This is a genomic window from Acetobacter musti (assembly GCF_011516835.1).
GTDB classification, from domain to species: Bacteria; Pseudomonadota; Alphaproteobacteria; order Acetobacterales; family Acetobacteraceae; genus Acetobacter; species Acetobacter musti.
Genome location: NZ_WOTB01000011.1, coordinates 90,035 through 111,685, shown reverse-complemented (window position 1 = coordinate 111,685; position 21,651 = coordinate 90,035). Strand labels below are relative to the sequence as shown.

17 protein-coding genes are annotated in these 21,651 nt (G+C 61.9%); 9 read left to right on the top strand and 8 right to left on the bottom strand.

Going from position 1 to position 21,651, the window contains the following annotated elements:
- Nucleotides 1-15: 15 nt before the first annotated feature.
- On the bottom strand, nt 16-2,334 hold the full coding sequence (locus tag GOB93_RS10095) for a ComEC/Rec2 family competence protein (RefSeq protein WP_173583379.1): 2,319 nt from the start codon (nt 2,332-2,334) through the stop codon (nt 16-18).
- Nucleotides 2,335-2,415: 81 nt separating this feature from the next.
- Nucleotides 2,416-2,796, bottom strand: a complete 381-nt coding sequence (locus GOB93_RS10090; RefSeq protein ID WP_173583378.1) for a hypothetical protein — start codon at nt 2,794-2,796, stop codon at nt 2,416-2,418.
- 245 nt (nt 2,797-3,041) lie between these two features.
- Here GOB93_RS10090 and radA point away from each other — a divergent pair, with 245 nt between their 5' ends.
- The 3 genes from radA (at nt 3,042) to GOB93_RS10075 (ending at nt 7,220) form a co-directional block, all read left to right on the top strand.
- Nucleotides 3,042-4,430 (top strand): DNA repair protein RadA, encoded by a 1,389-nt coding sequence (gene radA / locus GOB93_RS10085; RefSeq protein WP_173583377.1) that lies wholly within the window; start codon nt 3,042-3,044, stop codon nt 4,428-4,430.
- A gap of 249 nt (nt 4,431-4,679) precedes the next feature.
- The gene (gene dgt / locus GOB93_RS10080; RefSeq protein WP_173583376.1) at nt 4,680-5,909 is read left to right on the top strand and encodes a dGTP triphosphohydrolase; all 1,230 of its coding nucleotides are present in this window, start codon (nt 4,680-4,682) and stop codon (nt 5,907-5,909) included.
- A gap of 225 nt (nt 5,910-6,134) precedes the next feature.
- Nucleotides 6,135-7,220 carry an MBL fold metallo-hydrolase gene (locus GOB93_RS10075; RefSeq protein WP_173583375.1) on the top strand — a complete coding sequence of 362 codons (1,086 nt, stop codon included), beginning with the start codon at nt 6,135-6,137 and terminating at the stop codon, nt 7,218-7,220.
- A 313-nt stretch (nt 7,221-7,533) separates the two neighbouring features.
- On the opposite strand, the gene GOB93_RS10070 is transcribed toward GOB93_RS10075, so the two are convergent.
- Complete coding sequence (locus GOB93_RS10070; RefSeq protein WP_173583374.1) at nt 7,534-8,598, bottom strand: SDR family oxidoreductase; 1,065 nt, start codon at nt 8,596-8,598, stop codon at nt 7,534-7,536.
- 113 nt (nt 8,599-8,711) lie between these two features.
- Here GOB93_RS10070 and GOB93_RS10065 point away from each other — a divergent pair, with 113 nt between their 5' ends.
- Entirely contained in the window at nt 8,712-9,098 is a 387-nt protein-coding gene (locus GOB93_RS10065; RefSeq protein WP_173583373.1) for a winged helix-turn-helix transcriptional regulator, read from the top strand.
- 12 nt (nt 9,099-9,110) lie between these two features.
- Here the strand turns inward: GOB93_RS10065 and GOB93_RS10060 are convergent, their stop codons facing one another.
- Complete coding sequence (locus GOB93_RS10060; protein ID WP_173583372.1) at nt 9,111-10,433, bottom strand: MFS transporter; 1,323 nt, start codon at nt 10,431-10,433, stop codon at nt 9,111-9,113.
- 213 nt (nt 10,434-10,646) lie between these two features.
- Between GOB93_RS10060 and GOB93_RS10055 the strand changes: the two genes are divergently transcribed.
- The 3 genes from GOB93_RS10055 to GOB93_RS10045 all read left to right on the top strand — a co-directional run bounded on the left by GOB93_RS10055 (nt 10,647) and on the right by GOB93_RS10045 (nt 12,709).
- On the top strand, nt 10,647-11,156 hold the full coding sequence (locus GOB93_RS10055) for an ankyrin repeat domain-containing protein (RefSeq protein WP_173583371.1): 510 nt from the start codon (nt 10,647-10,649) through the stop codon (nt 11,154-11,156).
- Nucleotides 11,153-12,229 (top strand): histidinol-phosphate transaminase, encoded by a 1,077-nt coding sequence (hisC, locus tag GOB93_RS10050; RefSeq protein WP_173583370.1) that lies wholly within the window; start codon nt 11,153-11,155, stop codon nt 12,227-12,229. Before GOB93_RS10055 ends, hisC begins: the two co-directional genes overlap by 4 nt.
- Before the next feature lie 189 nt (nt 12,230-12,418).
- Nucleotides 12,419-12,709 (top strand): hypothetical protein, encoded by a 291-nt coding sequence (locus GOB93_RS10045; protein ID WP_173583369.1) that lies wholly within the window; start codon nt 12,419-12,421, stop codon nt 12,707-12,709.
- A gap of 279 nt (nt 12,710-12,988) precedes the next feature.
- Here the strand turns inward: GOB93_RS10045 and GOB93_RS10040 are convergent, their stop codons facing one another.
- The 4 genes from GOB93_RS10040 to GOB93_RS10025 are packed head-to-tail and all read right to left on the bottom strand — an operon-like array spanning nt 12,989 to nt 17,897.
- Nucleotides 12,989-13,876: a TauD/TfdA dioxygenase family protein gene (locus tag GOB93_RS10040; RefSeq protein ID WP_173583368.1), complete on the bottom strand. Its 888-nt coding sequence runs from the start codon at nt 13,874-13,876 to the stop codon at nt 12,989-12,991.
- Between the two features lie 18 nt (nt 13,877-13,894).
- Complete coding sequence (locus GOB93_RS10035) at nt 13,895-15,172, bottom strand: MFS transporter (protein WP_173583367.1); 1,278 nt, start codon at nt 15,170-15,172, stop codon at nt 13,895-13,897.
- Between the two features lie 14 nt (nt 15,173-15,186).
- Entirely contained in the window at nt 15,187-16,596 is a 1,410-nt protein-coding gene (locus tag GOB93_RS10030) for an LLM class flavin-dependent oxidoreductase (RefSeq protein ID WP_173583366.1), read from the bottom strand.
- A gap of 59 nt (nt 16,597-16,655) precedes the next feature.
- Nucleotides 16,656-17,897 carry an acyl-CoA dehydrogenase family protein gene (locus GOB93_RS10025; protein ID WP_173583365.1) on the bottom strand — a complete coding sequence of 414 codons (1,242 nt, stop codon included), beginning with the start codon at nt 17,895-17,897 and terminating at the stop codon, nt 16,656-16,658.
- Between the two features lie 293 nt (nt 17,898-18,190).
- Between GOB93_RS10025 and GOB93_RS10020 the strand changes: the two genes are divergently transcribed.
- Nucleotides 18,191-20,698 (top strand): TonB-dependent receptor, encoded by a 2,508-nt coding sequence (locus GOB93_RS10020; RefSeq protein ID WP_242010682.1) that lies wholly within the window; start codon nt 18,191-18,193, stop codon nt 20,696-20,698.
- Between the two features lie 296 nt (nt 20,699-20,994).
- Entirely contained in the window at nt 20,995-21,648 is a 654-nt protein-coding gene (locus tag GOB93_RS10015) for a hypothetical protein (protein WP_173583364.1), read from the top strand.
- Nucleotides 21,649-21,651: the final 3 nt, after the last annotated feature.

The window sequence follows — 21,651 nt, the reverse complement described above, 5'->3', positions numbered from 1 at the left end:
ACAGACTGGTTCCGGTCACTCTTCCTGGGCCAGGGGCAGGTTGGGAATGCCGTGGCCGCCCGGGCGCATCACCCACAGCCGTTCTCCCGACCATGCCCGGTCCGACAGTACCCGGATGCCGTCGCGCCGCAGCCAGACGGCCTGAGCGCCTTCCCGCCAGACTGTGAAACGATCCACCGTCCGCACGCCGGCACAGGACCGCCGTGCCGGAGTGACGGTCACGAACAGATCCATGCCGGCGCAGACGCTGTCCGGAATCAGGTCGTTGCCGTCCGAGCGGTCCTCCGCCCGCAGCAGCACGGAACGCCCCGCGCGGGAGATTACACAGACGCCCTTCACACCATCCTCGCCGCAGGAGATTTCGCCGTCCTTTGTCTCGCTTCCCGCATCCTGCTCTTCCCCGGTTTGCATCCCGTCAGCCTGCACGCCGTTTACAGGCAGATCCGCCAGGGGACGCGCGAATGCCTGCGCCAGGGCATCCCGTTCAAACCACGCATCGCGGGAGTGGCCGGCCAGCAGAAGCTGTTCTCCGTCACGAACCGCCACCAGGCCCCCGTCCGGTGCCACGACCAGATCGGGCAACGGCATGATGAAGGGGGAGACGAACCCGGCCAGCATCGGTGCGAGACCCAGCAGCCGCCAGCGTCGCGTCCAGAGACAAAGCCAGCATAGCCCGAACAGGAACAGCGCCAGTCCCGGACCTGGTGTCATCGGCACGGCGATCCGTGCCGCGGGCCAGGACGCCACTTCCCGCGCCGACCAGACGATCGCGTGAATCCCCCAACCCATCGGGACGAAGGCCAGCGCCTCCAGATGAAACGGGACCAGCAGAACTCCCGCCAGCCCGGCCGGCATGACCCACAGCGCTGTCAGCGGCACGGCCATCAGATTGGCGACGACGAAAAATGGCTGAATCTCTCCGAAATGCGCCATCGACACGGGCAGGGTCGCCGTGCCGGCCAGCAGACTTGTCAGCGCGAGCATCAGCACATGCACCAGAAACCGCCGGCTCAGCCGCCCTTCGCCATGCAGCCGCATCAGGGGCAGGCGCAGGACCTCATATCCCACGATCAGCGCCATCACGGCCGCGAACGACATCTGGAACGGCACGTCCAGCAGGACCGATGGCCCGGTCAGCAGCAGCAATGTCGCCGCGACCGCCAGCCCGCGCATCGACGCCGCTCTGCGCCCGGTGACAAGCGCCAGCACGACCAGCGCCGCCATGACCAGGCTTCGCAGCGCCGGAAGATGCAGGCCCGTCATGACAACATAGACCGCCCCGCCCAGCAGGCCCGCGATCGCCGCGATCTCTTTGCAGGGCCAGCGCAGCGCGATCCATTCGACCGAAACCAGCCCGTAGCGTGTCACGGCCACCACCAGTCCCACCACGATTCCCAGATGCAGTCCGGCCACGGCCAGAAGATGCGACAGTCCTGATGCGGCGAAGGCATCGCGATCCGGGGCCGGAATGGCGCCCGATTGTCCCACGAGCAGCGTTGCGCCTATCGCGCCGTCGGTGCCGGGCAGCACCGACATGATCCGGGCGGCGATGGATTCGCGCAGGCGCTCGACCGGCCAGTGATCCGTGGGGGTGTTCCGCCGTGTAGTTTCGTCATCGGCGTCCGGTGTGTGCGGCTCAGCATGGCGGCCGGCTTCATCCGGTCCGGACGACAGGCCGGAGGCTGTCGCCAGGCCGTCATCGGCCGGTGCGAAGGCCGCCGCGCCGAGCGCTCTGCCGGTTCCGGCCAGGCCACCGAACCACGCCTCGCGCTGCAGATCCCGCGCGCCCGGCATGACCGGAAACGGTGGCGGGCTCAGCAGAGCCCGGATCCGCAGCCTGTCACCCGGTCCAAACACCAGGCCGTCATCGTCCCGCAGGCGGATCTTCAGATCACGGCGCAGGGGCGCCATTCCGGCATCCAGCCAGGTCATGAACCGCACGCCTGACAGGGTCACGCGCCGGCTGCCGGGATCGCCCTCCGCGCGGGACGGCAACTGCTCGACGGACAGGACATAGCCGGTCAGAACGACCGCGCGCCGGGGCAGTTCGGGCATGGGCGGCGCGCGATGTCCCTCGGTCCAGGCCGCCAGAAAGCCGAGAGAGACACAGAGCAGCGCAGAGCCGGCGAGCCGTCCGGACAGACGCCACCAGCCTGCGATGAGAATGGGAAGGGAGAGGATCAGCCCCGCCAGAGCCAGCCAGGGAGATGGCTCATACCGGGGCTGGAACCAGGCCAGCACGCCGGCCGCCAGCCCGACGGGCAGCCAGAGCGGCAGCCGGTGCCGTTCAGAGAGCAGGCGCGCCTGAAGACGGTCCGGCAGCGCTCTTTTCACCTCGGTCGGCCTCCGTCACGGCCTGTCAGTCCGCAGGCGTGCTGCCGTTCCGGGCGGGGAGGCTCCTGGTCCAGGGCGTCGTTACGGCGCCAGCGGGCGGCCTTCGGACGCGCCGTAAAAAACATAATGCAGAAACAGGTCACCCTCGTATCCGAGCAGATCCGGATTGGCGGCCACGTACTCTTTGCCGTCGAAAGCCGCGTTTGGCTGACGGCCTTCCTGATAGCCTACTGTCCGGTAATGTGTCGCCGCATCGACGCCGGCGCTGGCCACATCCGGATAATTCGTCAGATACCATTCCGAATCAAAATACAGCGCATCGCGAAGCGGCGGCGTTTTTGCCCGGACCGGCTCGGCGATCGCAACGATTTCAACGATCTCTTCCGCTTCCGGCTTTACTTCCGCTTTTTCGGCACGCTTTTTTCCCGCAACCGCTTTCGCGCTTCCACCGGTCCTGGCCACGCCCTGCCGTCCTGAGGGTTTCGCGGCCGGCGACCGTGCACTTACATGGCCTGCTGATGTTTTAGCCCTGGCTCGTGCCACGCGCTCTTCTCCTTAAGTCCCTGACGATCAATAAAGATCACAGAGCGCAATATTTATAGAGCCGCCCGGGAAACACAATGTGCTGTTGTGAAAGATTCGCGTAAAACAGCGCGGAACGTCCGGCATACACCGCAGGTTGCCTTACAATCAGGAGTCCTTTTCTTTTGGCCAAACGTCCGATTCATCGCTTTGTCTGCCAGAACTGCGGCGCTGTTTATCCGAAGTGGAGCGGAAAATGTGAGGCCTGCGGTGAGTGGAATACGATCGTCGAGGAAAGCATAGAGCCGACGGCGTCCCGCACCAGTCGTTCGAAAACACGGCTGACCCTGACGGGGCTTGAGGGCAACGCTGCGCCGCCGCCCAGGATTCAGACCGATATTGCTGAGCTGGACCGTGTGCTTGGTGGCGGCCTTGTTCCGGCTTCCGTTGTTCTTGTCGGCGGTGATCCGGGCATCGGCAAGTCCACGCTGCTTTTGCAGACCGCCTGCCGTCTGGCCCGCACCGGGCAGCATGTCGTGTATATTTCGGGCGAGGAGGCGGTCGATCAGATCCGGATGCGTGCGCAGCGGCTGGAGCTGAACGCTCCGACGCTGCAGCTGGCTGCGTCGATCAATGTGTCCGATATTGTCGCGACGCTCGATACCGAGACGAAGCTCGGGCTGGTCGTCATCGATTCCATTCAGACCATGTGGCTCGACAGCATCGACAGCGCGCCGGGCTCCGTCGCCCAGGTCCGGGCCTGTGCCTTTGAGCTGATCCGGCTGGCCAAGAAGCGGGGTTTTGCTCTGATTCTCGTTGGTCATGTCACCAAGGATGGTGCGCTGGCCGGGCCGCGTGTGATGGAGCACATGGTCGATGCGGTGATGTATTTCGAGGGGGATCGCGGTCATCAGTTCCGCATTCTGCGCGCGGCCAAGAACCGTTTCGGGGCCACGGATGAGATCGGTGTCTTTGCGATGACCGATCATGGGCTGATCGAGGTTCCCAATCCTTCTGCGCTGTTTCTGGCTGAGCGGCGGGGCAACATTGCCGGTTCCGCTGTGTTTGCCGGACTTGAGGGCACGCGGCCTGTTTTGCTGGAGGTTCAGGCGCTGCTTTCTCCGAAGGCCGGAGACGGGGCGCCGCGCCGGGCTGCGGTCGGGTGGGATACGGGGCGTCTGAACATGCTGCTGGCTGTGCTGGAGACGCGCTGCGGTCTCAAGCTGGCGGGGATGGATGTGTGGCTCAATTTTGCCGGGGGGCTGCGTGTCAGTGAGCCGGCCGCTGATCTGGCGGTGGCTGCAGCGCTGATTTCGGCTGCGACCGGTCAGCCGACCTCTGCCGGGACGGTCTATTTTGGCGAGATCGGTCTTTCGGGTGAGCTCCGGCAGGTTTCGCAGGCGGATCTGCGTCTGCGCGAGGCGGCCAAGCTGGGGTTCAGCACTGCTATTCTTCCTCGCCGGATCGCCCGTGCCACCAATGCCAGTATTCGTCCGCCGCCGGGGCTGACGCTGAATGAGCTTGGGCATCTGTCCGATCTGGTGGCGATGATGACGGAGGGGGTGAAGGAGTGACCGGGGGGATCGCTTAGAAACTGTCCCAGAAGTCTGCCTGTGAAGTCTTCTATAAATTATAAAGAAGTTTTTGGTGAAGCTTTTTCTAAAAAGCTTCAGAAGACGCCGCCTTTCTGAAAAACGGCGGCACCCGGAAACTTTTATTATTTTATCAGGATTTACTGTGAGGTGCTCTTCTGAGGCCGCCCTCGCCAGTTCGGCTCAAACATGCTCAACTCGTCTTCGGTGACACCGCCAGACGAGGACCGCATGACCACAGCGCCGTACGCCATTCACGCACGGCCCACACGGGGCAGGCTTTACTCAGAGCCCGAATCTCCCACCCGTTCTCCCTGGCAGCGTGACCGCGACCGTGTTGTCCACTCCTCCGGCTTCCGGCGCCTTCAGTACAAAACCCAGGTCTTCATCAACCACGAGGGCGACTTCTTCCGCACCCGCCTGACCCATTCACTTGAGGTCGCTCAGATCGCCCGTTCCATGGCGCGGCATCTGAATGTCGATGAGGATATTACCGAGGCCATCGCCCTTGCCCATGATCTCGGACACACGCCGTTCGGCCATGCCGGCGAAGACGCCCTCGCCCTTGCCATGGCGCCCTGGGGCGGGTTCAGCCACAACACCCAGGCTCTGCGACAGGTTACCGTGCTCGAACGGCGCTACTTACAGTTCGACGGTCTGAATCTTACCTGGGAAACTCTTGAGGGCCTTGCCAAGCATAATGGTCCCGTCGATCACCCCGACGGCTGGCTCCGCGACTATAACGAGGCCCATCCGCTCGAACTCGACACCTTCGCCTCCGTCGAAGCCCAGCTCGCCGCTCTCGCCGACGACATCGCCTATCATGGTCACGACCTCGATGACGGCGTGAAATCAGGGCTTCTTGCTCTTGACGACCTCGCCCATGTTCCCATTGTCGGCAATGCGCTGAAAGAAGCCCGCTCCCTCGCGCGGCATATGCCGCCCCGCAGCGCCCCGCATTACGGCGCGGGCGAAACCGGCGAGCCACCGGCTGAAGGCTCCGTCGCCATTCCCGCCATGGAACAGCGCCTCCGGCATGAGACCGTCCGCCGCGTCATCAACGTCCTGGCCACGGACGTCCTCACCCAGACGAAACGCAATCTCGGCAAACTCGATCCGCGCTCCGCCGACGATGTCCGCCATGCCGATCGCCAGATGGTCGCGTTCAGTCCGAAAATTGCCGACGCCAACGCCGCGATCCGCGAATTTCTCTTCGCGAAACTCTACCGGCACTGGAAGGTCAACCGCATGACCCACAAGGCGAAACATGTCGTCGCCGAACTTTTCGCCACTCTCGGCTCATCCCCCGGCCTGCTGCCCGATGGCTGGCGCGAGCAGGCCCTCGCCGCCGCGGATGAGGCCGAACGCAGACGCGTCGTCGCCGATTACCTCGCTTCCATGACCGACCGTTTTGCCATGGAAGAGCACCGGCGCCTCACCGATCTGTCCGTTCCGGGATAAAGCATTGATGAAAACAATTAAAAGTTTTGGGGGGCCGCCTTTTTTCAGAACGGCGGCGTTTTCTGAAGCTTTTTGAAAAAAGCTTCAGAAAAAACTTCTTTATAATTTACAGAAGATTTCGTGAGCAGACTGCTGAAATGCTCCCTGATAAAACAACTTCGGGCGCCGGGGTCGCATCCTGAACAACGGCCCCTACCGAACCAGACACCGGAACTTCACAGCCTGATGCCCTTCATTTTTCCCGTTTCCGACCACTGTGACGGCCAGCACTTCACTAATCCGCCTCTTCCCTCTGCCTGGCAGCCCGCGCCGCGCCCGCCTGCCTGGCCCGACGAGCCCGCCCCGGAAATTTCCTCCGCCATCCGGCGCAGACGCGGCATCAGACCCGCCCTGTTCCTGCGCTGGATGCTCTCCATGGTCCGGGACGAAAATCCTCCGCGTATCTGCGATCCCGCGCCCGTCGGCGACCCGCACGACCTTCCGGAGGCCGGTGCCGTCAGCGTCACTATGATCGGTCACTGCACCTTCCTGCTCCGCTTTCGTCAGAAAGACGGCGGAACGCTGACCATTCTCACCGACCCGATTTTCTCAGAGCGCTGCTCGCCATTTTCCTTCTTCGGCCCGAAGCGCTTCCGCGCCCCTGGACGCCACCTGGAGGATTTGCCGAAAATCGATCTGCTTCTGATCTCACATTGCCATTACGATCACCTGGATCTTCCCTCGCTGCGTCGTATCGCCAGTCGCGATAACCCCGTCACCGTCACTCCGCTGAACAACGGCGAGATCCTCCGCAAAGCCGGCCTGACCCGCATCGCGGAGGCGGACTGGTGGCAGACCATTCGCATGGGCGACGCCGGAATCACCTGCACTCCTGCCCGTCACTTCGCCCAGCGCACTCCCTGGGACGCGGCGAAGCGTCTCTGGGGCGGCTTTATGCTCCGTATACCGCAAGCTGGCGACAAGCCCCCGCTTTCCGTCTTTTTCGCCGGGGACAGTGCGCACGGCCCGCACTGGCGGATTATCCATGACCGCCTCGGGCCACCCGATCTCGCTCTGCTTCCGATTGGCGCCTACGCTCCCCGCGCTTTTCTGAAAGCCGTTCACGCCGATCCTGTCGAAGCTGTCGCCGCCTTTCAGGCCCTCCAGGCCCGGCGTGGCATCCCCATGCATTACGGCGTCTTCCCGCTCTCGCGTGAACCGCTGGGAGAGCCGGAACGCTGCCTCGCCGATACTGTCGCCTGGGCCGGGATCGCTCCCGACAGATTTGCTCCGATGGCGTTCGGGGAGACGCGGGAGATCAGGTTTGACTGAGATATGTCGTTCTCAGGCTTCTGTCATGAAATCTGCAAAGAGGTGCCGGGTTTTTGTCCTGGTTCAGAGGCCTGCCTGTGAAACCTCGTGTAGATTATAAAAAAGTTTTTGGTGAAGCTTTTTTCAAAAAGCTTCGGAAGACGCCGCCTTTTTGAAAAAAGGCGGCACCCAAAAACTTTTATCGTTTTATCAAAAGCTTGCCGTGAAGTGCTTTCTGAGGCTGACTTAGGCGAACAGGTCCTCATAATTAAAAAACACAACATCATCAGCCTGGTATGAAAGTTTTTGTCTCTTTGACTTTTGAGACAGCATCTTACGGAATATAATGTTCCGCCCGCAGCCGCTCGAAAAGATCGAAGAACGAATCAGGCGTGTACCGATATCCGCTGAAACCGAGTTTGCGGCTTTTACTCATATCGGTCACACACTCGACGGGCCGGCCAAGATCGGCGTCCGTGTGCCAGGCCGACGCCAGACGGTCGAGCACCGTCTCCCGGAGCCCGTATTTCCCGGCGATTGCTGACCAATCCGCGCCTTTTCCGGCCAGCACCTGTTCCAGAGACGTGGCATGGCCCGGATAAGCCGCCGCCTCGATCCCGAACCAGGTCGCCAGTTCAGACCACAGCCAGTTCCAGCGGAACACATCGCCGTTGACAACATTGAAAGCCGTATTGCGCCCGGCCGGACTCTGCGCCGCCCACAGGATCTGATCGGCAAGCTGACGCGCATCCGTCACGTCCGTCAGACCGTTCCACTGCGCCGGCGACCCCGGAAAGACAAACGGCAGCCCCGTCTCACGGCACAGCGTCGCATACACCGCCAGCGTCGTGCCCATGTTCATCAGATTGCCGATCGCATAGCCGATGACCGTATGCGGACGATGCACCGTCCAGGAAAACCCGAACGTCTCCGCCGCCGCGAAAAGCGCGTCTTCCTGATCATAATAGAAGTTTTCCAGATCCAGCCGCTTCATGCTCTCCCGGAACGGCGTCTGCGGCGGCGCCCCTTTCGCATACGCCTCGAACGGCCCGAGATAATGCTTCAGCCCCGTCACCAGAGTGCCATGAACCAGCGCCTCCGGCTTCGGCAGAGCCTCAAAGACATTGCGGATCATCGCGCTGTTGACCGCACAGTTTTCCGTCTCGGTCGCCTGGCGCGTCCATGTCGTGAAAAACACATGCGTCGGCACGATCTCCGCCAGCGCCGCGCGCAGCGATACCGGATCGAGCGTATCCGCCGCCACCGGAATGACAGTCCCCGGCAGCGTCCCGACACGCCGCGCAAGACCGTAAACGGTCCAGCCGTCGGCCACGAGCCGGTTTGCAAGATTCTGGCCGACAATCCCTGTCGCACCGACAATAAGAGCCCTGCGGGACATTCTGTTTCTCCCTGATATGAAACTCAGTCTTCACAGGCTGTCCGGAGTGGTTGCAAAAGACAATCCGGCACCTTTCCGTGCCCTGGCCACCCAGAGGTTCCCAGGAGCCCCGCATGACCCTCGCCCCGCTGCCCGATCAGTACCGCCAGCCGCCGTTTACGGAAGACTGCGCCCCCCGCCGCCTGCTGCGCCTGTTCAGCGGCAAATGGACCACCATGATCCTCCACACCCTGCACCTGCGCGGCGGCGCCTCCCGCCCCGGTCAGCTTCAGCGCAGCATTCCCGGCCTATCGAAAAAGATGATGACACAGACCCTGCGCGAACTCGAACATCTCGGCCTGGTGGAACGCGAGGTCATGGAGGTCATGCCGCCCGCCGTCGAATACCGCCTGACCAGCCTCGGCCAGGCCTTCGTCGAGCCTCTGGAGATGCTTTACCGCTGGGGTGCCGAACACGCGGCCCTGCTCGACCGTCTCGACCAGAACGCCGCCGCATCCTGACCAGCCGGAAAGTCAGACCTCTTCCGGCAGCGGCCCGTCGCCGGTGTTCCCGGCAATGAAAACGAGGATAAGCAGAGCGAGAAGAAGCGCGGCGCCCATTGTCGTGAAGACAGGGGTGGTGCCGCCCCACGCCGCGAGAGGCCCGGCGCCCATGGAACCGGCGATGGCGCCGATGCGGCTGATGCCGGAGGAGAGTCCCATGGCGCTTGCCCGGATGCGGGTTGGGAAAAGTTCCGGCATATAGGCGTAGAGTCCGGCGACGGCGCCGTTCAGTCCGGCGGACAGGCCCATGGCGGAGGCGATCATGAGCGGCAGGGTCGGTGCTGCGATCAGTCCCGTGGCGGAGAGGGCGGCGAAGCTGAGCGCACCGATCATGACCTGACGCCGTCCGATCACACCGTTGAGCCAGGCCGCGATGAAATAGCCGGGGATCTGAGCGGAAAAGATCAGAAAGGCGAGGCCGAAGCTCTTTGAGAGAGCGAGGCCGTGGGTCATCAGCAGGGAGGGGAGCCAGGCGAAGAAGCCGTAGAAGGAAAAGAACAGGCAGGTCCAGACGGAGACCGCTGTGAGGAGTCTTCCGCGCCAGGGGGTTTCGGTGAGGAGGGATGTCAGGGGGCCGCCCTGAAACCTGGCAGGGATAGCAGGCGCCTGCGCCCCTGCTGGTTTTCTCTGTGCGGCCCGGTTTCGCCCGGACCGGTTTCCGTGGCCGGCACGCGCCAGCCAGAGCGGCGATTCCGGCAGCGCGCGTCGCCACCAGAGGAGGAGGAGCACGGGCAGGCCTGTGATGACCGAGGCGATCCGCCAGCCGGACGGCGAGGCGGAGACCACGAACAGACCGAGCGCGGCCGCCGCGGTGTAGCCAAAGGCGTAGAAGCCGACGACGGCGCCGCAGAGTGCGCCTCTTTTCCGGGGTGGCAGAAATTCGGCGATGTAGGGGATGATGACCACCGCTTCGGCGCCGGTTCCGATGCCGCAGATGACGCGGAGGACGAAATAGGGTTTCCAGTCGTGCTGGAGGGCGCTGAGGCAGGAGGCGACACAGTAAATGGTAAGAGCGGTCATCATGATCCGGCGGCGACCGAAACGGTCGGCGAGAAATCCGGCGGCGAGCGAGCCGATCAGATAACCCTGTGACGTGCTGGAGGCGATCCAGCCGGACTGCCAGGCGGTGAGGTGCCATTCGGCGCGCAGGACCGGCAGAAAGAAGGCCAGCGCGGACCCGTCCATGCCGTCGAAGAGATAGCCCAGACCGGCGATCAGAAGGAGACGGAGATGCAGGCGTGAGAGAGGTCGGGCGTCGGGTTCCGTGAGTGTCGCGGCTGCTGCTGTCGTCATTCCTGTCCGCCCCGGTTATGGCGCTCATCATGAACCGGGGGCAAAACGATGCCAATATTGAAGTATGGCGGACCGGCGAAGGAAGACGGAACGCTGCCCGCGATGCCGGCGCATCACACATCCGGGTCAGGCCGCTTCGCAAGACGCCATGGATGCCGTAAGAAAAAAGCTCCCCAGGACCCCGGTCCCGGACCGCAATAAGAGGAGAGTCCCATGACAGACCAGGAAGACAGAACGTTCGACCAGGCCGAGGTCGAGGCCCTGTTCCTGAATGCAGCCCGTGACGGGGAGACCGACCTGGTCAGCGAATTCATCGCCGCCGGCCTCAGTCCCGATCTCGCCAACGAGAAGGGTCACTCCGCTCTCATTCTCGCCACCTATAACGGCCATGAGGACACTGCCCGCGTCCTGCTGAACGCCGGCGCCGCCATCGACCAGCGCGACGCCAAGGGCGCCACGGCCCTCGCCGGCGTTGCGTTCAAGGGCACCACCGCACTCGCGAAAATGCTGCTCGCGGCCGGCGCGGCCGTGGACGCCGCCAACGATGTCGGCCGCACGCCGCTCATGTTCGCCGCCATGTTCGGCCGCCGGGACATGGCGCGTCTTCTGCTGGAGGCAGGCGCTGACCCCGCTCTGAAAGACGGCGAAGGCCAGAGCGCGCGCGATCTCGCCCGGGCGCAGGGCTACCCGGAGATGATCACCCTGCTCGGAGACACGATGTGAGCCGTTTCTGGAGCCCGCTCGTCCACCGTCTGACGCCTTATGTTCCTGGCGAACAGCCCAAAATCGCCAATATCATCAAGCTCAACACCAATGAGAGTCCGTACGGCCCCTCTCCGAAAGCTCTCGCCGCCATTCGGGAGGCCACCGGTGATTCCCTCCGGCTCTATCCGGACACGGAATCCCTCGCTCTGCGCGAGGCCATTGCCGGCCGTCATGGCCTGACCGCGCAGCATGTCTTTATCGGCAACGGTTCCGACGAAGTCCTTGCTTTCGCTTTCCAGGCCCTGTTCAGCCACGGCGACCCGATTCTGTTCCCGGATGTCACCTACAGCTTCTACCCGGTCTGGTGCGGCCTGTACGACCTGCCTTTCCGGACCGTTCCCGTCGATGATTCACTAAGGATTCATCCGGAAGATTACGCCATTCCCAACAGCGGAATCGTCATCGCCAATCCCAATGCGCCGACAGGGATTGCTCTTGGCCGTGGGGACATCGAAAACCTGCTCGCCAGTCACCCGGACCGGGTGGTTCTGATCGATGAGGCCTATGTCGATTTCGGCGCCGAATCAGCCATCCCGCTGATCGAGCGCTACCCGAATCTGCTCGTCGTCCAGACCCTTTCCAAATCCCGGGCTCTGGCCGGGCTGCGCGTCGGATTCGCACTTGGCAACCCCGATCTGATCGAGGCTCTGGTGCGCGTCAAGGACAGCTTCAACTCCTATCCGCTCGACCGCCTGGCCCAGGCCGGGGCGCTGGCGGCGATTGAGGACGAAGAGTGGCTCGCCATGTCCGTGGCGAAAGTCATGGCGACGCGGGCCTCTCTCACGGACGCGCTGACAAAGCTTGGATTTGAGGTCTTGCCTTCCTGTGCCAACTTTGTTTACGTTCGGCATGCTGACCGCGACGCAGCCATGGTGGCTGCCGCGCTGAGAGAAAGGGCGATTATCGTGCGCCACTTAAAAGGCCCGCGAACGTCGTCCTGGCTCAGGGTGACGATCGGCACCGATCCGCAATGCGCGGCTCTGGCTGATGCTTTAGGGACAATCGTCCGCAGGAATACGACGCCCGGTTAGCCGGGCCTTTCCTGAAAAGCGTCACACTCCGGAAACAGACCGAAACCCGACATGCGGGCGAGACCTGATCGGCAGGATCAGAGCTCCTTAAAGCGTGTCGGAAAACACTGTTTCTTTCTTTTTTGTTCATGATCTGGTCCCATATAAGGGATCTTCACCTTTTGTCCTGCCTGAATGGGTTTTGAAATCATGCGTGCTTTTCACGGCCAGTTTTCGGACAACCAGCCGATCCGCCGCTCCCTTGCCGAGAAGCAGAAACAGCTTCGCGACCTCAAGGAAACCCTGGCGTCGATGAAGTCCCATACGGCCGCCACCCTGCGTGACAGCGTTCGTAAACGCATCGCGCAGCTGGAAGCCGAACTGTCTGCCGCCCCGGCTCTCAAAAGCTCCGGCGATGCTAAAAACAACACCCGGACGCCCCGCGCCGGCGACGCGCCGCGTCGTCCCCGCAGTCGCATCCGGTCAGACGTTCTGAGCTGAGCGCCGAAATCAGAAAACGCCCGGAAGGTTATCCCTCCGGGCGTTTTTTATGTCGTGCGAGCAGGAGACAGACCGGGATCAAAGGGACCGTGTCCCTTTGTGGGGTTCGGGGCAAAGCCCCGAAAAGCCATCGCACCTTTATTTACCGGGTATACAAACGCCTTTTTACCCGGCCGTGACTTCTGTCCGCGGGCTCTGCCCGCACCCGGCAGGGAGCGCGGCTCCCTGCACCCGGGTTTATTGAACAGATCGGGGTCAGAGGGGCGGCGCGCCGGGTCCTCAGGGCCGGCTGACAAAACTGCTGTGTCTGCCGTCGATACTGACCGGAACATCCCCTTTCACCGTAATCCGCCGCAGTTCACGACGCTGCTGATCGAAATCCGCCGGCGCATAATGCTGGGTCGCGCGGTTATCCCAGATCGCGACATCCCCTTCCTCCCAGCGCCAGGTCACGGTGTTTTCGACCTGCGTGATATAGCCCTGCAGAATTTCCACCAGTGCCCGCGCCTCACGGGTCGGAAACCCGTCCAGCCCGATAATGAAATGCCCCAGAACCAGCGTCCGCTCCCCGCTTTCCGGATGCACCCGCACGACGGGATGCTCGGTCACAAACAGTTTCGAGAGAAACTCGGCCCGGAACGCCGCGATCTCGCCTTTCTTGCCGTCGAACTTGTAATAGTTCGTGTCATAATCGTTGGAATGGATACCCCAGGCCGTATCCGCGAAATTCTTCAGCGGCTGCGGCAGATCGTCATACGCCGTCGCCGTATTGGCCCAGATCGTCCCGCCGCCATAAGGCGGGATATGAATCGCCCGCAGGATCGACGCCTTCGGATAATCCGGCACGAATGTCACATCCGTATGCCAGGAATCCGTCGAGCGTCCATGGCGTGATTTCAGCTCGAATGTGTATTTCGTGCCTTCGGGCGCGGCAATCGTCGGGTGCAGGATCGGCTCTCCGAACACACGGCTCAGCGCCTCATGCTGCGCGTCATCGAGAAACTGCTTCTTCAGAAAAATGACCTTGTTGCGAACAAGCTCTTTCCGCAGAAACTCCTTCTGCTCCTCATCCAGCGGCTGACGGGCGTCGATGCCATGCACAACCGCTCCGAGCCGCGCTCCGGCTTTCTCCGTGTAAAGACGTGATTTCGTAAGAGTCTCCGACATGACCGGATTATTCCTTTTTCAGCGTTGTGCGGGAGAAAATGCAAAGGAGGGCAGATCGCGCACCGGAGAAGGTGCGACCTCCTGCGGAAGTCTGATGAAATGAACCAGAACACCGCTGATCACGAACAGCAGCGCATAGACGGACAGCACGCCGGCGACACCGATGAAGGGCTGAAACACATAGACGATCAGCGGCCCGAGCCAGACGCTGCACCCCGCGCCGAAATTCAGAAAGGACATCGCCAGCCCTTTCCGCTCCGGCAGCAGGGAGGGGGCGAGGGCTGAAAGCGGCACATACCCCGCCAGCGTCAGCCCGAAAAACGCCGCCGCGCCATACAGCGCCGCAGGCGAGACATGCCCGAACCGCGCCGGCACCCAGTAGAGCAGCAGGCAGGCCAGGCCGCTGCCCACGCCTCCTACCCACATGATCGTCGCGCGCCAGGAAAACCGGTCGCTCAGCGCCCCAAAAAACACGTTGCAGACGATGTTGCTGGCGAAAATCGTCTCCAGAAACCGCAGCCACTGTGCGTTCGACAGCCCCAGTGTGGTCATGAAATAAAACGGCATGAACACGATGATTCCGTGTGTCGCGCTGGAATTGATCGCCCGCACGACACAGGTCAGTACCAGGGACGGATTGTCCCTGATGACCCCGAGCAGGTCGCGCGGCGCCGGCAGCGAGACATGCCCGTCGGCGGAACCCGGTGCCTCTTCCCGCAGGAGCACCAGAGACAGGCCGCCGCCAAGAATCACGGCCAGAAACGCTACCCAGAACGTGCCGTACTCGCCAAATACGGGCAGGGACGCACCGGCCACCACCGTTCCCAGCGTCGGCAGACCGCAGGTGAAGCAGAACCAGAACAGACCGGACGCCAGCCCGCGCTGCTCCCGGCGCACCTCGCGGACCAGAAGCGTCAGAATACCATAGGCCAGAAGCGGATATCCGAAACCGCGAACGCCGTAGGTCAGCAGGATCTGCCATGCGGAATGAGACGGAACCGCGACGGCCAGAAACAGGATCTGCGGCACGACCCAGAGCAGAATGCCGGAAAGGATCACCTTCCGGCAGCCGAAGCGGTCACACAGCACGCCCGATCCCCAGGCCGACACCGCCGCCGCCAGCCCGTACACTGTGAAAACCAGCGCCACGAAATGCTCGGTCAGGCCGCTTTTCACCAGAAAGGGCGAGAGATATCCGACCTCCACCCCGTCACCGATCATGAACAGGAGAAGCCCGAGATACTGGAACGAAAAATCATAAGGGCTTCTGCCCGCGAACTGTGCCTGCGCCGTCATGGTCACATGCCCCTTCAGGCCACTTCTTTCTTTTCGGACCAGACATGACGCGCCGCCGGATGATCCGCAGGCGGCCGCGCCGTGCCGTTTTCGGGAAACAGTGTTTCGCGCAGCGTCGGACCGGCGGATGACCGCAGACGCCCACGCGCCTTCAGTTCGGGAATCACCAGACGCCCGAAATCTGCAAAACTCTCCGGATTCACAAGCTGAATCAGATTGATCCCGTCGGTTTCCGTCTCGTCCAGCCACTGCTCAAGCTGGTCCGCGACCGTCGTTGCCGAGCCGACAAAGGTGCGCGCCCGTCCAAAACTGCCCTCAGGATTGGCCGCGTCGTCCAGCGTCCACTGCCGGCCGCTGACCGAAGGATCAAACTGCTTCAGAACGGACTGACTCGCTTCGGTCGGCTGATAACGCAGCACGCTGTCCCGTGGTGTCTTTGAAAAATCCACGCCGGTCATTGATGAGTAATGAATAATCGACCCGACCGGATCATAATACCCGTAATACTCGGCGAATTTCTCCTGCGCGGCCTCATCCGTCTCCGCCACCACGACCGCTACAGCCGTGATGAATTTCACATTCTCCGGCCGCCTGCCATAACGCGCCGCCTGCTCGCGGATGCGCCGCACATTGGCTCGCACCCCGTCCGCGCCGGCCCCTACCACAAACACAACCTCGGCATGACGGGCGGCGAAATCCGAACCGCGCGGGGAGGTGCCCGCCTGCAGGATCACCGGCACGCGCTGCGGCCCCGGTTCCGTCACATGACCGTCCGGCACCGTGAAATACTCGCCCCTGTGCGCGACGGGGTGAACTTTTTCCGGGTCGGTATAGACGCTGTCCGACAGATTCTTTTTCCGGATCACGGCATCATCCTCCCAGGAAGCCTGCCAGAGTTTGTAGGTCACCTCCAGAAACTCGTCGGCCACATCATACCGTTTGTCATGCGGCACCTGATGCGTCAGTCCCAGATTCCGCGCCGCGCTCTCCTGCTGCGAGGTCACGACATTCCAGCCGATCCGCCCTTTCGTCAGATGATCGAGCGTCGAGAACTTTCTTGCCGCCAGATAAGGATGTTCGTAGGTCGTGGACAGCGTGATCCCGAATCCCAGCCTTTCGGTCGTGGCCGCCATGGCGGAGACCAGCAGCAGGGGATCGATCAGCGGGGACTGGATGCCATGCCGCAGCGACGCCTCCGGGCTGCCGCCATAGACGTCGATCTGTCCGAGCGCGTCCGCGATAAACAGACAGTCGAATCCGGACTGTTCCAGCGACCGCGCCAGCTCCACCCAGTATTCGACGCTGGTGTAGCGATATGTCTGATCGCGGGGATGGCGCCACAGACCGTAATTGAGGTGTGAGACCGTCGCCATCGTAAAGGCATTCAGAATGATCGGCGCCTGGTTTTTTGCCTGATATGACATAGCATGACTCATAATTTCAGCATGACGGAAACCGGCTGCCCGGTTGCGTAATCCGGCCCTCAGACCGTCCCGACGCGCCACTGTCCCGGTGGCGGTTCGCCGTTGACCAGATAATCCCCGATCACCCGGGTGCGGTACACCCGCGGATTGTGACACCCGATCGTGCGGATGTTCCGCCAGTAACGGTCCAGCCCCGCCACACGCAGCGTCGCTGTTCCGCCCAGCGCATCGAACAGCAGAGACGTTGCATTCAGCGTCAGCGGGAAAATGATTTCCTGCGCCTGCCAGACTTCCAGCTCGGCCTTTACGGTCGCCGGTCCGCGCTCATCTCCTTCGCGGCTGTCCGCCGCCGCCTGAAGTGCCTCCGCCGCATGACGGACAATCGCCCGCGCCGTATGCGCCGCCGAGGCGACATGGCCGACAATTTCGAGAATCTGCGGATCATGCGCCGGAAGAGCATGATTGGCATGGCTGAATCCGCGCTTCCGTTCGCGAACCGCGCGCGCGATGTCCAGCGCCGCCGCCTGCGTGATGCCCGCCACCGTCGCCAAGTGATAAAGCTGGAAAAATGCCTGCGAATACGAAAAACCGGTGTTACCGTAACGCAGTTCGTCATCCTCGACCCGGACGTCCCGGAAATGCGCCGTGCCGCTCGCCGTCAGCTTCTGACCGACGCCGTCCCAGTCATCCACGATCTCCAGACCCGGATCGCTGCGCGCCGCCAGACATTTGACCGTCTCTCCGTCTTCGGTCGACCCCGTCACTGTCAGCCAGTCCGCGTAAAGCGATCCCGTGGTGAAAAACTTGCTGCCATTGATGACCCAGTGCCCGTCTTTCTGAGAGAACGTCGTTGCGAACCGGTCCCGCTCAGCACCTTTTTCAGCCGCCGCCGCGCCGGCCGTCTCACCCCGGCCCAGCCGGCGGAGCCAGCGTTCCGTGTAAGCGGAGGGTTCCTCCCACCGCAGCTGCTCGATAAAGCCGAAATGCGCGCGCAGGGCCTGGGCCACGTTGGAATCCGCCGTCGCCAGATCCACCACCAGCGAGAACAGTTCATGCAGCGGACGCCCGAGGCCGCCGAACTCTGCGGGGACTGTGAACGCCGTCAGTCCGCTCTCCTTCAGACGCGCGATCTGCCCGAACGGCAGGATGCGCTCCACCTCCGCGCGGAGGGACTGAGCCCGGATCTCTTCCAGAAGCGGCGTAAACTCCGCAATGACAGCGTTATATCCTGCGGGAGCCGTTTCGCCCCACAGCGTCGCGGCGCGTTCCTGTTCCACTGACTGATTCCGTTTCAGCACCATACATCTCCTGGTCACACAGGCCTCAGTCTTCCGGAACATTCAGCATCAGCCGGGAGGTTTCACACCCGGCGCGTGAAATACCGGCGGACTGAAAACAACGCCTGTGAATCGGACCTAATCCGATTCAACGATTCATACAAGTTCAAAAACTCACGCTTGAGCAATTATAATACATAATTGACTAGTTATATGTTGCCGCATAAAGAACCATAATGCACGATTCGCTGTGATTCATAGTGAAATAAACACAGAAATGAATCGTTTAATTAAACAGGCAGCTCACACAGGAGCCTATGGTGGACAGGACTCTTCCCGCGTATCTCGCCGGCACAACGGCGCTGGCGCTCTCCTTCGTCATTCTGTCGCCTTCCGCTAAAGCCGCGGACCGGAAACCCGCAGACCAGAGTGAATCTGTGGATACAGCCTCGACAACCGGCCACGCCGGGAAACCGTCCCGGTCCGGCGCTCCGCACAGGGACGTCCGGAATTCCACGCAGGCTCATGATGGGCAGGTTCATGATGGAAAGGCACGGACCATCAGGTCATCCGGGGAAGAGTCGGTCAGCATCCAGGGGAAACGTCAGGCCAACTGGGTCGTTACGCCCGTCACCGCGGCAACGATTGCGAACTATGTTCCCGGCACCAACGCGCTGAAGGCACTCTCGGTTCTGCCTGGCGTCATGTACAATTCCGGTGACCCGCAGGGCCTCAATCTCTGGGGCCAGTCCTTCCTCATGCACGGTTTCGATCAGAGCCAGATCGGCATGACCCTGGACGGCATGCCGCTGGGCGATCAGCAGTGGAGCAATTCCAACGGCCTCAGCCCGTCCGCCGCTATCTCTTCGGAGAATATCTCCCGTATGGACGTCTCCGCCTCCGCCGGATCGGAAGGCGCGGCCAGCATCAGCAATCTCGGCGGCACCGTGCAGTTCGTCTCGCGTGATCCCTCACATAAAGCCGGCGCCACCATCAATCAGACCTTCGGCAGCAATGCCATGTTCCATACCTTCGTCCGCGCCGACAGTGGCGATCTGAACCAGCAGGGAACCCGGTTCTGGGTGTCCTATATGCGCAATGACACCAGCAAATGGCGCGGCGGGCAGAATCAGTTCATGCAGCAGGTGAATTCAAAACTCATTCATCCGATCGGTCATGACAGCCGCATCACGGCGTTTTTCAATTACGCCGATGAGCAGATGCAGAACTATCAGGACTACAGCATGAATATGTTCCGCAACGGCGGCTACTATATCGATAACCTTCTTGGCACGCCGGGCGGTTATGAGACAGCCTACCGCCTCGCCCTGGCTCAGAACGGCCGGCCGGGCGGTGCTGTTCCGGCTGCCTATCAGAAGCTGCAAAGCCCTTATACCGCCTCGTTCTATGACGGCGCCGGCAGCCAGAGGCAGTATTTCGGCGGCGTCACCGCCGATCTCGCCCTGACGAACCGCCTGCGCTGGAACACGACCTTTTACGGCCACCGCTCCTGGGAGGTCGGTACCGTCACCAGCCCGCTGCTCGAATCAACAACCGGCGCTCCCTTCGTCGAGCAGGCGACCATTCCCACCACACGACGTTTCGGATTGCTGTCGTCCCTGACCTATACAATTGCCAGAAATGAAATCAATGGCGGTGTCTGGTACGAAAATACCCACTTCAACGCCGATAAGCGGGCCTATGACGAGCCGCTGCTCGAAGACGTGCTCAGCGGCGCGGCAAGACCCGTGGACGGGCTTCATCTGGATTCCGCCTATCAGCGCGAATACGAGCAGGTGTTCAACACGAACACCTTCGTCGCCTACCTGCAGGATACGTACCGTCCCATCGATACCGTCGCGCTGCATTTCGGCTTCCGCTCGGTGCTGAACACCACCCGTGTCGGTGAGCTCGCAAACTGGGAGCCCTATACCCGCACAACAGCCATCGCCGGTGGCGACGGTCTGACCACCGCCAAGCCTTTCCTGCCCCATATCAGCGGCCAGTGGAGCTTTCTCCCCGGTCATCAGGTCTATTTCGACGTCGCCAATAACGTAAAAGTCCTGCCAGTATCAGGCTATAACAGCGGCACGTCTCCCTTCGCCACCACTCAGGCCGCCTTCGACGCTTCCAGAGGCGGCATCACCTCGGAGACGGACTGGAACTACGCCGTCGGATATCGTTACAACTCCCGCATCATCGACGGAAACGTCTACGCTTACCATACGGATTTCTCCAACAGGCTTCAGAAGATCTCCAGCGGAAACCCGAATAATCCCTACACTGTCATCAGCAATGTCGGTAATGTCGCGATGAACGGCGTCGATGCCGGGATCGTCCTCAGACCTGTTAAGGGACTTCAGATCGGCAGCAGCATCAGCTACAATCACGCGACATATTCCGATAACGTGACGCAGACAACGACAGGCGGAATCGTTACCTACGCCACCAGAGGCCAGCAGGTCGTCGCCTATCCGCGTCTGATGTACAAAGGGCAGATCTCCTATCGCTGGCGTGATGCCGAAGTGCATGTCGACACCCAGTTCATCGGTCAGCGCAATCTCAGCTATACCGGCGATGAAAAAGTGCCGTCCTACTGGCTGACCAATGCCGGCGTCCGCTACAACCTGACGAGCCTGATCGGCCGGACTGCCGGCGCATCGGTTTTCAAGCGGGTCAGTCTCGACTTCAACGTTTATAACCTGACTAATCAGCACTACATTTCGACAATGGGGCAGAATGGTTTCCCCATGAGCGGAGATTACCAGTCCGTCGTTCTCGGGGCTCCGCGCCAGTATTTCGGGTCCGTTCAGGTCGATTTCTGACGATACAGCCAGGGCTTTCGCTGGTCACGCCTGCCTTTGCCGAAGTCTTCCGCTTCCGCGAAGGCAGGGTTCTCACCGGTCCGGGGACGCTCTCCGGGCATCTGGTCTCTGATACGTGCGGCTCGTGAAAATGGCCTCTGTATCCGGTGATTATCGGTTCACCTGAAATCTGGACATCACGCCCCGCTGCGGCATCCGTGGCCGGATGTCGGCAGAGGCCAGAAAGCCGCTCCGGATTAACCGAAATTCAATAATCCTCGCGCAATACTCCACAAAACGTCATAGTGGAGGCGCGGATGGCAACGACCATCGTCACGCAGGGTCAGGGCTACACCATCGCCCGCAGCGATGAGGCGCATTCAGCTGTTCCTTACAGACCGTCCGGTTTCGGTGGCGGCAATAAAAACCATGGTTATTTCGATCTTGTCGACCGGCCGGAACTTGCTGCCTTCATTCCGGAAGCACAGCGTTCGGCCGGTCTTCTGCGGCTGTTGCAGACGGTCAATAAACGTGGCTCCGCTTTTCTGACCTGCGGCTGTGAATGCGGTCTGGTGGCGCGCGAGACTGTCGCCTCCGACGAGCCGGACCGTTATGTCGGCTCTTATATCGCCATCGCCTTCCGCCAGCCCGAACGCAATACGCCGGACCGGATCTGCGATCTGGCCCGCTCCCTGCTCAGCCGCGTGACCGGCAGCGCCGAACACCATATCAGCTTTGAACTCACCCTTGTGCCGCTGCTCGATTTCTTCGGCCATGGCCGCTGCTGCATTCTGCACGTCAACGCCTCGGGCTTCGGTCACACGGACCAGCAGGCCTGGGGCGCCTTCGACTTTGCCTGCGCCGCCCTCGCCACGGCCACCGATCAGCTTAACGCTCTGCCGGAAAATGCGCCGCTGTTCACGGGGCAGCAGCCGCTTTTCGTCCGGTCCGCGCAGGCGGTTCCGGCGTGAGGG